This window comes from Pseudonocardia kujensis (genome assembly GCF_021283305.1).
Lineage (GTDB): Bacteria > Actinomycetota > Actinomycetes > Mycobacteriales > Pseudonocardiaceae > Pseudonocardia > Pseudonocardia kujensis.
Genome location: NZ_JAJSOK010000016.1, coordinates 62,094 through 74,876, shown reverse-complemented (window position 1 = coordinate 74,876; position 12,783 = coordinate 62,094). Strand labels below are relative to the sequence as shown.

Annotated in this window: 14 protein-coding genes; 5 read left to right on the top strand and 9 right to left on the bottom strand. The window is 75.5% G+C overall.

The genetic code is table 11. From position 1 onward, the window contains the following. Positions 1-3 precede the first annotated feature (3 nt). Entirely contained in the window at positions 4-786 is a 783-nt protein-coding gene (locus LWC35_RS14050; RefSeq protein ID WP_232870551.1) for a trypsin-like serine peptidase, read from the bottom strand. A 113-nt stretch (positions 787-899) separates the two neighbouring features. Between LWC35_RS14050 and LWC35_RS14045 the strand changes: the two genes are divergently transcribed. Then, positions 900-2,156 (top strand): glycosyltransferase family 4 protein, encoded by a 1,257-nt coding sequence (locus LWC35_RS14045; RefSeq protein WP_232870550.1) that lies wholly within the window; start codon positions 900-902, stop codon positions 2,154-2,156. Here LWC35_RS14045 and LWC35_RS14040 read toward each other — a convergent pair. After that, positions 2,143-2,889, bottom strand: a complete 747-nt coding sequence (locus tag LWC35_RS14040) for an acyltransferase (protein WP_232870549.1) — start codon at positions 2,887-2,889, stop codon at positions 2,143-2,145. The two genes, LWC35_RS14045 and LWC35_RS14040, sit on opposite strands and share 14 nt — an antisense overlap. Before the next feature lie 90 nt (positions 2,890-2,979). Between LWC35_RS14040 and LWC35_RS14035 the strand changes: the two genes are divergently transcribed. The 3 genes from LWC35_RS14035 to LWC35_RS14025 all read left to right on the top strand — a co-directional run bounded on the left by LWC35_RS14035 (position 2,980) and on the right by LWC35_RS14025 (position 4,849). Continuing rightward, positions 2,980-3,183: a hypothetical protein gene (locus LWC35_RS14035; RefSeq protein WP_232870548.1), complete on the top strand. Its 204-nt coding sequence runs from the start codon at positions 2,980-2,982 to the stop codon at positions 3,181-3,183. Between the two features lie 20 nt (positions 3,184-3,203). Next, complete coding sequence (locus tag LWC35_RS14030; protein ID WP_232870547.1) at positions 3,204-4,133, top strand: nucleoside hydrolase; 930 nt, start codon at positions 3,204-3,206, stop codon at positions 4,131-4,133. A 131-nt stretch (positions 4,134-4,264) separates the two neighbouring features. Then, entirely contained in the window at positions 4,265-4,849 is a 585-nt protein-coding gene (locus LWC35_RS14025) for a response regulator transcription factor (RefSeq protein ID WP_232870546.1), read from the top strand. A gap of 49 nt (positions 4,850-4,898) precedes the next feature. On the opposite strand, the gene LWC35_RS14020 is transcribed toward LWC35_RS14025, so the two are convergent. From LWC35_RS14020 to LWC35_RS13995, 7 genes are all read right to left on the bottom strand, one after another. After that, positions 4,899-5,531 carry a response regulator gene (locus tag LWC35_RS14020; protein WP_269804123.1) on the bottom strand — a complete coding sequence of 211 codons (633 nt, stop codon included), beginning with the start codon at positions 5,529-5,531 and terminating at the stop codon, positions 4,899-4,901. 11 nt (positions 5,532-5,542) lie between these two features. Continuing rightward, the gene (gene macS, locus LWC35_RS14015) at positions 5,543-6,682 is read right to left on the bottom strand and encodes a MacS family sensor histidine kinase (RefSeq protein ID WP_232870544.1); all 1,140 of its coding nucleotides are present in this window, start codon (positions 6,680-6,682) and stop codon (positions 5,543-5,545) included. 96 nt (positions 6,683-6,778) lie between these two features. After that, positions 6,779-7,732: a class I SAM-dependent methyltransferase gene (locus LWC35_RS14010; RefSeq protein WP_232870543.1), complete on the bottom strand. Its 954-nt coding sequence runs from the start codon at positions 7,730-7,732 to the stop codon at positions 6,779-6,781. A 66-nt stretch (positions 7,733-7,798) separates the two neighbouring features. Next, the gene (locus LWC35_RS39220; protein ID WP_269804103.1) at positions 7,799-7,921 is read right to left on the bottom strand and encodes a hypothetical protein; all 123 of its coding nucleotides are present in this window, start codon (positions 7,919-7,921) and stop codon (positions 7,799-7,801) included. Positions 7,922-7,951: 30 nt separating this feature from the next. Then, positions 7,952-8,935, bottom strand: coding sequence for a ribonuclease Z (locus tag LWC35_RS14005; RefSeq protein WP_232870542.1), 984 nt, complete (start codon positions 8,933-8,935; stop codon positions 7,952-7,954). Positions 8,936-8,999: 64 nt separating this feature from the next. Further along, positions 9,000-9,779 carry an enoyl-CoA hydratase/isomerase family protein gene (locus LWC35_RS14000; protein WP_232870541.1) on the bottom strand — a complete coding sequence of 260 codons (780 nt, stop codon included), beginning with the start codon at positions 9,777-9,779 and terminating at the stop codon, positions 9,000-9,002. A 79-nt stretch (positions 9,780-9,858) separates the two neighbouring features. After that, a complete protein-coding gene (locus tag LWC35_RS13995; protein WP_232870597.1) occupies positions 9,859-10,623 on the bottom strand; it encodes an ABC transporter ATP-binding protein in 765 nt (254 codons plus the stop codon). A gap of 100 nt (positions 10,624-10,723) precedes the next feature. Here LWC35_RS13995 and glgX point away from each other — a divergent pair, with 100 nt between their 5' ends. After that, on the top strand, positions 10,724-12,751 hold the full coding sequence (gene glgX, locus LWC35_RS13990; RefSeq protein WP_232870540.1) for a glycogen debranching protein GlgX: 2,028 nt from the start codon (positions 10,724-10,726) through the stop codon (positions 12,749-12,751). Positions 12,752-12,783: the final 32 nt, after the last annotated feature.

Sequence of the window (12,783 nt, the reverse complement as noted above, 5' to 3'; positions counted from 1 at the left end):
GGCTCAGCCCGAGGCCCGTGGATCCGGCTGCAGCGCCTGGTCGCGCAGGTCCGCGAACGAGCCGGCCAGGTAGGTCGAGTACGACGTGTCCGGCGAGTAGCCACCCTGCTCGTACCCACCGGTCAGCCCGACGACCTCCGGGCCGGCCGCGCCGGCGCGCAGCCAGGGGCCGCCGCTGGTCCCGTCCTCCAGCCCCGGGGCGGGCAGCACCAGCTGGGTCGGCGAGAACCGCTGTGTGACGCCGGAGCGGACCGTCGGGCCGTCGTCGGAGTCCGGGTAGCCGAGCGCGCGGACCGGGTCGCCCGCGCCGGGGTCGAAGGCGATCGGGAAGCCTCCGGTGACGTCCTCGACCGGCCCCGCGCCGTCGGCGGGCTCGACGGTCAGGAAGGCGACGTCGAAGTCGGGGTCGGCGTCGGCGAGGAACCGCGGGTCGACGGCGGCGCTCGTCACGGTCCACACGCCGGAGGGTCGGACGCCGTCGTGGTAGCCGGGCACGAACGCCATGCCGGTGCGCGCCGGCGTCCCGTCGCCGGCGGCCACGCAGTGCGCCGCGGTGAGCACGAGGTCCCCCGCGGGGCTGTCGACCACCGAGGCACTGCAGTAGTGGTCGCCGAGGTCGGTCGCCGGTCCGCTGAACAACGCGCCGACGGTGGCGGCCTCGGTCGGGGCGGGCCGTGGGGGCTCGGGGGCCGGGGCCGAGGCAGCAGGCAGAGCGGGCGCCGCGGCGCACCCGGACACGAGGACCACCGTCGTCAGCACGACCAGTGCCCCCGCGATGCCCCGCATACGCCTCCCCGATCGTTCCGGCGTGCAACATCAGCCTAACCGCGACCCTCGGACGGCCGATCACCACCCGGCGGCGGTCACCCGCCGGCCACCACCTGCCAGGATCCACCCCGATGCGTGTGCTGCTGGTGTCGTGGGAGTACCCGCCGGTCGTGGTCGGCGGGCTGGGCCGGCACGTGCACGCGCTGGCGCGCGAGCTCGCCGCGGCCGGGCACGAGCTCGTCGTCCTCACCCGGCAGCCGGCCGGGACGGACGCGGGCACCCACCCCACCACCGACCGGCGCACCGGCGGCATCCGGGTCCTGCGCGCCGCCGAGGACCCGGCGCACCTGGAGTTCGGGCGCGACATGGTGGCCTGGACGCTCGCGATGGGTCACACGCTGGTCCGCGCCGCGCTGACCCGGCTCGGCGGCTGGCGGCCCGACGTCGTGCACGCGCACGACTGGCTCGTCGCCCACCCCGCCACCACGCTGGCCGACGTGCTCGGCGCGCCCCTCGTCACCACCGTGCACGCCACCGAGGCGGGCCGGCACGCGGGCTGGCTCTCGGCCCCGCTGAACCGGCAGGTCCACTCGGTCGAGTGGGCGCTGGCGAACCGCGCCGACGCCGTCATCACCTGCTCGGCGGCGATGCGCGCCGAGGCGGCGCAGCTCTTCGACCTCGAACCCGCCGCGGTCCACGTGGTGCACAACGGTATCGACGCCCGCGGCTGGCGGCTCGGGCGCGAGCGGGCGGCCGCCGTGCGGGCGCGGTACGCGCCCGGGGACGCACCGCTGCTGCTGTTCGTCGGGCGGCTGGAGTACGAGAAGGGCGTGCAGGACCTGCTCGCCGCGCTGCCGCGGATCCGGCGCCGGCACCCCGGCACCCGGCTGCTGGTCGCGGGCACCGGCACCCAGCGCGACTTCCTGCGGTCCGAGGCGCGCCGGCACCGGGTGGGGCGCGCGGCGACCTTCACCGGCCACCTGCCCGACGGCGATCTCGCGGGCCTCCTCGCCGCCGCCGACGCCGTCGTGCTGCCCAGCCGGTACGAGCCGTTCGGGATCGTGGCCCTCGAGGCCGCGGCCGCCGGCGCCACGCTGGTCGCCGCGACCGCGGGCGGGCTCGGCGAGCTGGTCGCCGAGGGCGAGACGGGGTGGTCCTTCCCGCCCGGCGACGTCCCGGCCCTCGCCGGCGCCGTCGACCGCGCGCTCGCCGACCCGCGGGCCGCGGCCGGGCGGGCCCGCGCGGCGCGGGCACGGCTGCGCACCGACTTCTCCTGGCGCGGCATCGCCGCCCGCACCGCCGAGATCTACGCCGCCGCCCCGAACAAGGGTCCGCGGGAGCTGCCACGCCCGAAGATCCCGTCGGGCAACGTGCTCACACCCGCCTGAGCCGCCGCTCCACCGCCGCCCGCTGCTTGCGGGCCATGTCCGCCACCGCCGCCCGCTCGGCCGCCGCGGCCTCGTAGTCCTCCACCCGGTTCCGGACGACGCGGGCGGGCGCACCCACCGCGATCGAGTACTCCGGGATGTCCCCGCGCACGACCGCGTGCGCGCCGAGGACGCTGCCGCGTCCGACCCGCGAGCCGCGCAGCACGGAGACCTTCACCCCCATCCACGTGTCCGGCCCGATCCGGACCGGCGCCTTGACGATGCCCTGGTCCTTGATCGGGACGTGCACGTCCTCGGTCCGGTGGTCGAAGTCGGTCACGTAGACCCAGTCGGCGACGATCGACGCGGCCCCGATCTCGACGTCGAGGTAGCAGTTGACCGTGTTGTTGCGGCCGAGGACCACCTTGTCCCCGATCCGCATCGAGCCCTCGTGGCAGCGCAGCGAGTTGCCGTCGCCGATGTGGACCCAGCGGCCGATCTCCAGCCGCCCGTACCCGGGCCGGGCGACGATCTCGACGTCGCGCCCGAGGAACACCATGCCCCGCAGCACGACGTGCGGGTTCGCGACGCGGAAGCGCAGCAGCCGCCAGTAGCGGACCAGGTACCAGGGTGTCCAGGCGCGGTGCCGGAGCACCCAGCGCAGCGAGGCCACGGTGAGGAAGCGGACCTGCTCCGGGTCGCGGCGCCGGCGGGCCCGGCGCTCCCGGAACGGGGCGCCCCACATCGAGGTCATGGCCGACCCTAAACCGGCGCGCGCGTTTGCCCGGCGACCGGTCCGGGGAAGCACCGCGAGCGATCCGCCCACCCGAGCATCGGAGGTCCCATGACCGAGCGCACCGGCGACGCCCCCGGCGACGAGGGCGCGGACCACGCGCTGACCGGCGACGGGTCCGGCACGGCCCGCGGCGACTACGACCACGACGGCAACCCGCGCACCCCGGGCGACCGCCACGACGCCGGCGCCACCGACGACGCCGCCCGTGAGCTGGACCGCGAGAACGAGAGCGAGCCGACGCGCAGCGAATAGGCACGTCCTAGGGTCGGGGGGTGCCGACGCCGCTGATCCTCGACACCGACCCGGGCGTGGACGACGCCGTGGCCCTCGTCCTCGCCCTGCGCAGCCCCGAGCTCGACGTCCGGGCGGTCACGGCGACCTTCGGCAACGTCGGCCTCGAGCACACCCTGCCCAACGCGCGGCGGCTCGTCGCCCTCGCCGGGCGGCCGGACGTCCCGGTCGCCCGCGGCGCGGGCCGCCCGCTGGTGCACCCGCAGCGCGAACGCGCCGACCACTGGCACGGCGCCGACGGCCTGGGCGGGCGCGCGGGGGCGCTGCCGGACCTGGCCCCGCTCGACCCCCGCCCGGCCGTCGAGCTCATGGCCGACGTGCTGCGCGCCGCCACCGAGCCGGTCACGATCGCGGCGATCGGCCCGCTGACGAACTGCGCGGTGCTGCTCGCCGCCCATCCGGAGCTGACCGACCGCATCGGTCGATTCGTGATCATGGGCGGCTCGCTGCGGGGCGGCAACACCGCGGGTGCCGCGGAGTTCAACGTCTACGCCGATCCCGAGGCCGCGCACCGCGTCCTCACCCAGCCCGAGGTGCCCGTCACGCTCGTGCCGCTGGATCTCACGCTGCGCTGCGTCGCGGACGCGGACTGGGTCGCCGGGCTCGCCGCCGGCGGCCCCACCGGGGCCGTGCTCGCGGAGGTGATCGCGGCCTACCGGCTCGCGTTCCGCGAGCACTACGGCCGGGACGTCGTCGCCCTGCACGACGCCGTCGCGCTGATGGAGGCGATCCGGCCGGGCATCCTGCACACCACCCCGTTGCCACTGCTCGTGGCCTGCGATCTCGGCCCGGCGCGCGGGGTGGTGGTGCCCGACGGCCGCCCGGAGGCGCCCGGCCCCCCGGTCGCCGTCGCGCTGGACGCGGACGTCGAGGCCGTACTGGCCGACATCGCGGTGCGGCTGAAGGACTGACACCCCCGGCTCGATCGCACTCTCGGTGCCCGGACGGGCACGTTCTGCTCCGAAACGGTGATTCCGGGCGGCCGGGCTCCCGGAGCGCGCGTCCGCTCGGCATGATCCTCTTCTCGCGGAAGGGGGCCCGGGTGGAGCTGGCCGTACTCGTCGTCGGGGAGCCGGCCGTCCCCGGGGTCGCGGTGGTCGGCGCCGCCGCGCCGGCCGACGCCCTCGCCGCGGTCCGTGCCCTCCGGCCGCAGGTCGTGCTCGTCGACGCCGACGCCGGGCCCGCCGCGTTGCACGCCGTCGAGACCCTCGCCGCGGAGCTGCCCGAGCTCCCCGTCGTCGGGACGGGCACCGGGCCGGAGCTCGTGCTCGACGTCGTCCGGGCGGGTGCGACGGGGTACGTCCTGCGGAGCGACCCGGCCCTCGTCGAGGTCCTCCGCGCGGCGGCCGCGGGTGGGCCGGCGTTCGGCGAGGGGCTGGCCGAGCGGGCCCTCGACGCGGCCGCCCGTTCCGTCGGGGGCGCGGTGGACGCGGCACCCCGCCTCACCGAGCGGGAGTCCGAGGTGCTGCGGCTGGTGGTCGAGGGGCTCACCGCGCGCCAGATCGCGACCCGCCTCGTGCTGTCGCCGCGCACGGTGGAGAACCACATCCAGCGCACGCTGCGGAAGTTCGACGTGCCGGGGCGGGCCGCGCTCGTCCGGTACGCGATCGAGCACGGCCTCGCGTGAGCCGCCTCCTCGGCGGAGGGGGGTGACGCCCGCATCCGCCGGGCGGAGGTCAGTCGTCCGCGAGCCCCTGCTCGAGGGCGTAGCGGACGAGCTGGGAGCGGTTGTGCAGCTGCAGCTTGCGCAGGGTGTTCTGCACGTGGCTCTCGACGGTGCGGTGCGAGACCACGAGCCGCTCGCCGATCTGCTTCGCGGTGAGGCCCTTCGCGACCTGCCGCAGCACCTCGGTCTCGCGCTCGGTCAGCGCCGGCACCGCGGGCTCGCCCGCCGGGCGTTGCGCGAGGCGGCGGTACTCCCCGAGCACCAGTCCCGCGAGCCCGGGCGTGAAGACCGGGACGCCCCGGGCGGTGCGGTGCACCGCGTCGACCAGCTCCTCGGCGCTCGCCGACTTCACCAGGTAGCCGGTGGCGCCCGCCTTGAGCGCCTCCAGCACGTCCGCGTGCTCGCCGCTCGCCGAGAGCACGAGCACCCTGGTGTCCGGGAGCTTCCCGACGATCCCGGCGATCGCGTCGACCCCGGACGTCTCGCCGAGGTTGAGGTCCATGAGCACGACCTGCGGGCGCACGGCGGGGGCGATCCGGACGGCGGCGCCGGCGTCCGGCGCGGTGGCCACGACCTCGAGGCCGCGTTCGCCCAGGTCCCGGGCCACGCCCTCGCGCCAGATGGGGTGGTCGTCGACCACCATCACGGTCACGCTCACACGCTCTCCCTGCGCTCGTCCGCCCGGGTGGGGATCCGGATCGTCCACTCGGTGCCCCGGCCGGGTCCGGTGTCGAGGTCGAGGGTGCCGCCGAGCCCGGCGACGCGGCCGCGCATCGACTGCGCGACCCCGAGCCGGCCCTGCTCCTCCGCCTCCGCGAGCCGGCCGGCGGGGATGCCCGGGCCGTCGTCGCGCACGCTGATCTCGATCGCGCCGTCGAGCTCCTCGACGAGGACCCATGCCGGCGCCTCGGCGCCGACGTGCCGCTCGACGTTGGCCAGCGCGGCGCGCACCACGGCGTCGAGCTCCCCGACCGTCGCGGCCGGCAGCTCGACGGGGTGCGCCGGTGCCGACACCGTGACCCGGCCCGACGCCGAGGCCCGCAGCGTGGCCGCGAGATCGCGCCGTCCCGCGGCGTCGACCTGGGCGTTGCCGCTGGTCAGCAACGTGCGCAGGGCGACCTCCTGCTCCCCCGCCAGTGCGCCGAGCTCGGCCGCGGCCCCACCCAGTTCCGCCCCGCGGCGCCCGACGTGCGCGAGGACCTGCAGCACGCCGTCGTGCACGGCCCGGGCCAGCCGCTCCCGCTCCGCCGCGGCGGCCTCCTCGGCGACGGCCCGGCGCACCCGTTCGGCGGCCCGGCGCAACACGAGCGAGGCGTAGCCGACGGTGAGCCCGGCGAGCACGAGGATCTGGATGTCGTTGAGCTCGGTCAGGGTGGCCCGGGACTTGGCGAGCACCAGCGCCGCGGAGATCACCGCCGCGGCGACCACCCCGCCCGGGATGCGGTACGCCACCGCGCAGGCGAGCACCGCGCCGGAGGTCCAGATCGAGCCCATGCCGGGGACCGAGGCGTCGAGCTGGGCGTCGGTGACGATCAGCGGCGTGGTGAGCAAGATCCCCGCGCTGACCGCGAGGTCGGCCAGCGCGAGCGGCCCGCGCCGGTCCTCGAACCCGTCGCCGAGATACCCGCGGGCGAGCACCGCGGTCCACACCGTCATCACCGCGAGCACCAGCCCCGCGCCCCATGGCGACGCGTAGTCGGTCATGTGGAACGCCGCCACCCCGAGCACCGTCACCAGCGTGAGCACGCGGTAGACGACGACGCCGCGCCACAGCGGCTCGAGCGGGCGTTCCACGTCGATCAGTGTGGCGGGAACGGGGGCGGCGCGGAACACACGGCCCAGGCTGCCGGCCCGCCGGGCCCCGCCGGATCCGTAGTCCTACGGGGAGTCCTACCGGGCCTTGGTGCCGGAGATCAGGGCGTTGTAGAACCAGGCCCGCGGGACGACCCGGCCGAGCGCGGCGTCGAGCTTCGAGAGCCGCTGCCAGGAGTGGTAGGCGAACATCGCCCAGTTCCAGCCCAGCTTCCCGGGCGGGACGGCCGCCTCGAAGGTCCGCACCGGCCAGCCGAGCATCGCCGCGGTGAGCTCCTCGGTGACGGCGCGAACCTCACGGGCGCCGGCGCGCTCGGCCATCCGCTCCAGCTCGGCCGGGTCGAACGTGTGGATGTCGACGACGGCCTCGAGCGCGGCGGCGCGGCTGGACTCGTCGAGCTCGGCCTGCGGGCGTCGCCACCCCTGCAGCGGGCCGAGCTTCGTGACCGTGGTGGCCGCCTTCCACGTCCACCGGGACAGCCTGCGGGCGTAGGCGTCGCCGACGGTGGTGGGTTCGCCGGCGAACACGAACCGGCCGCCGGGCTCGAGCACCCGCAGCACCTCGCGCAACGCCTGCTCCACGTCGGGGATGTGGTGCAGCACCGCGTGCCCGACGACCAGGTCGAAGGTGTCGTCCGGGTACGGGATGGTCTCGGCGTCGGCCACCTTCCCGTCGACCGGGAGGCCCAGGTGCTCGGCGTTGCGCAGCGCGGCCTGCACCATGCCCGGCGAGAGGTCGGTGACCGACCCCTTCTCCGCGACCCCGGCCTGCATCAGGTTCAGCAGGAAGAAGCCGGTCCCGCAGCCCAGCTCCAGCGCGTGCCCGTACGGGCGGCCGTCCCAGCCGGTGGCCAGCCGGAAGCGGCCGGCGGCGTAGTCGATGCAGCGCTCGTCGTAGCTGATCGACCACTTCTCGTCGTACGTGCCCGCTTCCCAGTCGTGGTAGAGCACGTTGGCCAGCTTCGGGTCCTGCCACGCCGCCTCGACCTGCTCGGCGGTGGCGTGCGGGGTGGGCACCTGGTCCGTACTCATGGGTAGGGACCCTAGCGAGGGCGGGGACGGCCCGGGCGCGACCCCGCGCCCGGGCGGTCCGTCCGCTCAGCCCTGCAGGGCCGCCCTCAGGGTGGCGACGGCCTGGGCGAGCGCGGAGGTCGCCGCCCCGCTGGCGCGCAGGGTGTTCAGCGCGCTGCGCGACCGGCTGCACGCGCTGGTGCGGTCCATGGACGCGTACGCCGCGGCCGGACAGCGCTCCTAGCGCGGCTGCCCGACGACCACCCGCGGCGGCACGGGGACCCGCATCAGGTCCTCGGCGACCACGAGCTCGCCACCGAACACCTCCCGGGCCTCCGCCGCGAACCGCTCCGGTTCGGTGTAGCGCTGGGAGAAGTGCGTGAGCACGAGCGTGCGCACCCCGCAGTCGGCCGCGACGGCGGCGGCCTCGCGAGCGGTGAGGTGGCCGTAGGCGTGCGCGAGGTCGGCGTCCTCGTGCAGGAAGGTCGCCTCGATGACCAGCATGTCCGCGCCGTCGGCCAGGGCGTACACGCCGTCGCAGAGCCGGGTGTCCATGACGAACGCGAACACCTGGCCCGGGCGCGGCGCACTGACCTCCTCCAGCCGCACGCCGTCGAGCTCGCCGCGGGCCTGGAGCTCGCGCACGCGCGGGCCGGTGATGCCGGCGCGGGCGAGGGCCTCGGGCAGCATGCGGCGCCCGTCGGGCTCCACGAGCCGGTAGCCGAAGGCCTCGACGGGGTGCTCCAGGCGTCGGACCTCCAGGGTGCCGAGCTCGTCCCGGGCGACGACACCGTCCCGGTCGTGGGGATGTTCGCGCAGGTCCGCGCGCTCCCGGTAGGAGGTGGCGTACCGGAGCCGGGTGAAGTGCTCCTGGCCCGACGCGGGGAAGTGCGCGTGCACCGGGTGGGGGACGTCGTCGAGGGAGAGCCGCTGCACCACCCCGGGCACGCCGAGGCAGTGGTCGCCGTGCATGTGGGTCAGGCAGATCCGGGTCACGGCGCTCGCGGCGATGCCTGCGAACAGCATCTGGCGCTGGGTGCCTTCACCGGGGTCGAACAGCAACCCGCCGGAGGCGGAGCGTGCGGAGCCGACCATCGACCCGGAGGCGGAGCGTGCGGAGCCGACCATCGACGCCGCTCCCCATCGGAGCAGGTAGCCGTTGTGGTTGCGGGTGCGCGTCGGGGCCTGGCTCGCGGTCCCCAGCACCACCAGCTCGCGCTCCATCTGCACCTCCGGTGCGCGGGTGCGCGGTGCGCGGTGCCCGGCACCACGCACCGCGCACCGCGGCTCAGCGGCCGGTGAAGCTCGCCTTGCCGGGGCCGTTCTCCACGAAGGACTTCATCCCGATCGCGGCGTCGTCGCTGGCGAACACGCCCGCGAACAGCTCCGACTCGATGTCGAGGCCCGTGCGCAGGTCGGTGTCCAGGCCGCCGTCGATCGCCTTCTTCGCGGCGGCGTAGGCCAGGGCCGGCCCGGACGCGAACTGCGAGACGTACTCGACGGACCGGGAGTACACCTCGTCGGCCGGGACGACCTCGTCGACCAGCCCGATCGCCAGCGCCTCCTGGGCGTCGACGAACCGGCCGGTGTAGATGAGGTCCTTGGCGCGCGACGGCCCGATCAGCCGCGCGAGCCGCTGGGTCCCGCCGCCGCCGGGGAAGATGCCGAGCAGGATCTCCGGGAAGCCGAGCTTGGCGTTGTCGCCCGCGATGCGGCGGTCGGCGCCGAGCGCGACCTCGAGGCCACCGCCCAGGGCGTAGCCGGTGACCGCGGCGACCGTCGGCTTCGGGATGATCGAGAGCGCGCCGAGGCCGGCCGAGAGGGCGCGGGCCTGCGGGGCCATGTCCGAGTAGGACATGGTCGCCATCTCCTTGACGTCGGCGCCCGCCGCCAGCGTCTTCTCGCCGCCGTAGACGATCACGGCCCGGACGTCCGCCCTGGTCGCGGCCTCCTGCGCGACCTGCAGCAGCTCCGCCTGGACCTGCCGGTTGAGCGCGTTCATGGGCGGCCGGTCCAGCCGGATCGTGCCCACCCCGTTGTCGACCTCGAGCCTCACGAATTCCGTCACGCCCGGACCCTAACCCGGCGGGCGGGCCCGGTGGCCCGCCCGCTCACCCGACGGCCAGGGCCCCGCCCCTGCGGCGACGTCAGCGAAGCCAGGCGCTGTACCGGCCGCGGCGGCGCTGCACGGCGAGCGGCAGGCCGAAGGTCGCGGTGAGGTTCTCGTCGGTGAGGACGTCGTCGAGCAGCCCGGCGGCGACGACCTTCCCGTCGCGCAGCAGCAGACCGTGCGAGTACCCCGGCGGGATCTCCTCGACGTGGTGCGTGACCAGGACCGACGCCGGCGCCTCGGCGTCGAGCGCGAGGGTCGACAGCCGCGACACGAGGTCCTCGCGGCCGCCGAGGTCGAGACCGGCCGCGGGCTCGTCGAGCAGCAGGAGCTCGGGATCGGTCATCAGGGCGCGCGCGATCAGCACCCGCTTGCGCTCGCCCTCGGAGAGGGTGCGGTACTCGCGGTCGGCGAACCCGGCCATGCCGAGCTGCGCGAGCAGGTGCTCGGCGCGCTCGGTGTCCACCGCGTCGTAGCGCTCCCGCCAGCGGCCGAGCACGCCGTACCCGGCGCTGACCACGACGTCGGACACGACCTCGTCGCCCGGGATCCGGATGCCGAGGTTCGCCGAGGTCAGGCCGATGCGCGGGCGCAGCTCGAACACCGCGACCCGGCCCATCCGCTCGCCGAGGATCTCGACGGTGCCGGCCGTCGGGTGCATCTCGGCGGCGGCGAGGCGCAGCAGGGTGGTCTTGCCGGCGCCGTTGGGACCGAGGACGACCCAGCGCTCGTCGAGCTCGACCTGCCAGTCGACGGAGTCGAGCAGCACGGTCCTGCCGCGGCGGACGGAGACCCCGTCCATGTTGATCACGAGATCGGACAGATCGGGTGTGACGCTCTGCACGGAGGTTTCTGCGCCGGCGGGCGATCCGGGGGAACTCACCCCCTTATCCTCGCCGATCGTGCCTGTCTTCCCGTTGGGTGCCCACGTCGACGAGACCGGGGCGCGCTTCGCCGTCGCCTCGACCAGCGCCGACGCCGTCGAGGTGTGCCTCGTGGACGGTGCGCCCGGGGAGCTGGTCGAGCGGCGGGTGGAGCTGACCGAGCGGACCTTCGGGGTGTGGCACGGGCACGTGCCGGGCGTGCGGCCGGGGCAGCGCTACGGCTTCCGGGTGCACGGCCCGTACCGCCCGTGGGAGGGCCACCGGTTCAACCCGCACAAGATCCTCGTCGACCCGTACGCGCAGCGGATCACCGGCGACGTGACCGACCTGCGGGCCGCTCGCGGCTGGGTCGACGACCCGATGACCGGCCCGGCGAGCACGGTCGACTCGCTCGGCGCGGTGCCGTTGTCCGTGGTCGAGGCGCCCTTCGACGCGCCCCTGCCGCCGCGCCCCGACGTCCCGTGGTCCGAGACGGTCGTCGCCGAGCTGCACGTGAAGGGGTACACGGCGCGGCACCCGGACGTCCCGCCGGAGCTGCGCGGCACGTACCTGGGGCTGGCGCACCCTGCCGTCGTCGACCACCTGCTGCGGATCGGGGTCACCGCCGTCGAGCTGCTGCCGGTGTGCGCGAGCACCTCGGAGCCCGCCCTGCTCGAGCGCGGCGCCCGCAACTACTGGGGCTACTCCACGCTCGGCTTCCTCGCCCCGCACGGCGGCTACGCGAGCACGCCGGGCGCCGAGACCGCCGAGTTCCGGTCCATGGTCGACGCGCTGCACCGGGCGGGCATCGAGGTGATCCTCGACTTCGTCCCGAACCACACGTGCGAGGGCGGCGTCGGCGGCGTGACGCTCTCCTACCGCGGCCTCGACGCCCGCGCCTACTACTCGCTCGGCGGCCTGGGCCACGACGCCGACATCACCGGCACCGGCAACACGCTCGACGCCGGCTCCCCCACCGTGATCCGCCTGGTGTGCGACGCCATGCGGCACTGGGTCACCCGCTACGGCGTGGACGGCTTCCGCATCGACCTCGCCTCGGTGCTCGGCCGGCCGCACTCCGGCCCGTTCGACCCGAACTCCGCGCTGCTCACCGCGATCGCCCAGGACCCCGTGCTGTCGACCTGCAAGCTCATCGCCGAGCCGTGGGACGCCACCGGCGAGGGCTACCGGGTCGGCGGCTTCGGCGTCGCGTGGTCGGAGTGGAACGGCCGTTACCGCGACGCCGTGCGCGACTTCTTCCGCGGCCACGGACACATCGCCGAGCTGGCCTCCCGGGTGACCGGCAGCTCCGACCTGTACGCGCTGTCCGGGCGGCGGCCCTGGGCGTCGGTGAACTTCGTGACCGCGCACGACGGCTTCACCCTGCGTGACCTCGTCTCCTACGAGCGCAAGCACAACGAGGCCAACGGCGAGCAGAACCGCGACGGCACGGACGACAACCGCTCGCAGAACTTCGGCGTGGAGGGCGAGACGTCGTCGCCGGTCGTCCGGGCGCGGCGGCGGGCGACCGCGCGGGCCATGCTCGGCACGCTGCTGCTGTCGATCGGCACGCCGATGGTCCTCGGTGGCGACGAGCGCTGGCGGACCCAGCACGGCAACAACAACGCCTACTGCCTCGACGACGAGACCACCTGGGTCGACTGGTCCCCCGACGCGCTCGACCCGGGGGCGGCCGACGCGATGACCCGGTTCGTCGCACGGGTCGCGGCGATCCGGCGGTCCTCCCCCGCCCTGCACCGCGACCGCTTCCTCCGCGAGGAGGAGGTGCTGTGGTGGCACCCGTCGGGGCGCCAGCTGACCCGCGACGACTGGCACGACGCCCACGCCCGCTCCCTCGGCCTGCTCGCCGGCGAATGGGTGTTCCTGCTGCACGCGGGCACCACGGGTACGGCATGCGTCCTGCCGCGCGGCGGCTCGCCCCTCGTCCCGGTGCTCGACACCACCCAGGAGGACGGGATCCCGGCCACGGCGCGCCCCCTGCGGCCCGGGAGCACCATCACGCTCCCTCCGCACTCCCTCCTGCTCCTGCGACGCATCGCCGGCTGATCGTTCCCGCCGGACGGCCGTACCCGCGGGGC

What these genes read in the sequence shown, in the direction of transcription:
- LWC35_RS14050 (WP_232870551.1), bottom strand. Translation starts at nt 786, where the DNA reads ATGCGGGGCATCGCGGGGGCACTGGTCGTGCTGACGACGGTGGTCCTC.
- LWC35_RS14045 (WP_232870550.1), top strand. Translation starts at nt 900, where the DNA reads ATGCGTGTGCTGCTGGTGTCGTGGGAGTACCCGCCGGTCGTGGTCGGC.
- LWC35_RS14040 (WP_232870549.1), bottom strand. Translation starts at nt 2,889, where the DNA reads ATGACCTCGATGTGGGGCGCCCCGTTCCGGGAGCGCCGGGCCCGCCGG.
- LWC35_RS14035 (WP_232870548.1), top strand. Translation starts at nt 2,980, where the DNA reads ATGACCGAGCGCACCGGCGACGCCCCCGGCGACGAGGGCGCGGACCAC.
- LWC35_RS14020 (WP_269804123.1), bottom strand. Translation starts at nt 5,531, where the DNA reads ATGGTGGTCGACGACCACCCCATCTGGCGCGAGGGCGTGGCCCGGGAC.
- LWC35_RS14010 (WP_232870543.1), bottom strand. Translation starts at nt 7,732, where the DNA reads ATGAGTACGGACCAGGTGCCCACCCCGCACGCCACCGCCGAGCAGGTC.
- LWC35_RS39220 (WP_269804103.1), bottom strand. Translation starts at nt 7,921, where the DNA reads ATGGACCGCACCAGCGCGTGCAGCCGGTCGCGCAGCGCGCTGAACACC.
- LWC35_RS14005 (WP_232870542.1), bottom strand. Translation starts at nt 8,935, where the DNA reads ATGGAGCGCGAGCTGGTGGTGCTGGGGACCGCGAGCCAGGCCCCGACG.
- LWC35_RS13995 (WP_232870597.1), bottom strand. Translation starts at nt 10,623, where the DNA reads ATGGACGGGGTCTCCGTCCGCCGCGGCAGGACCGTGCTGCTCGACTCC.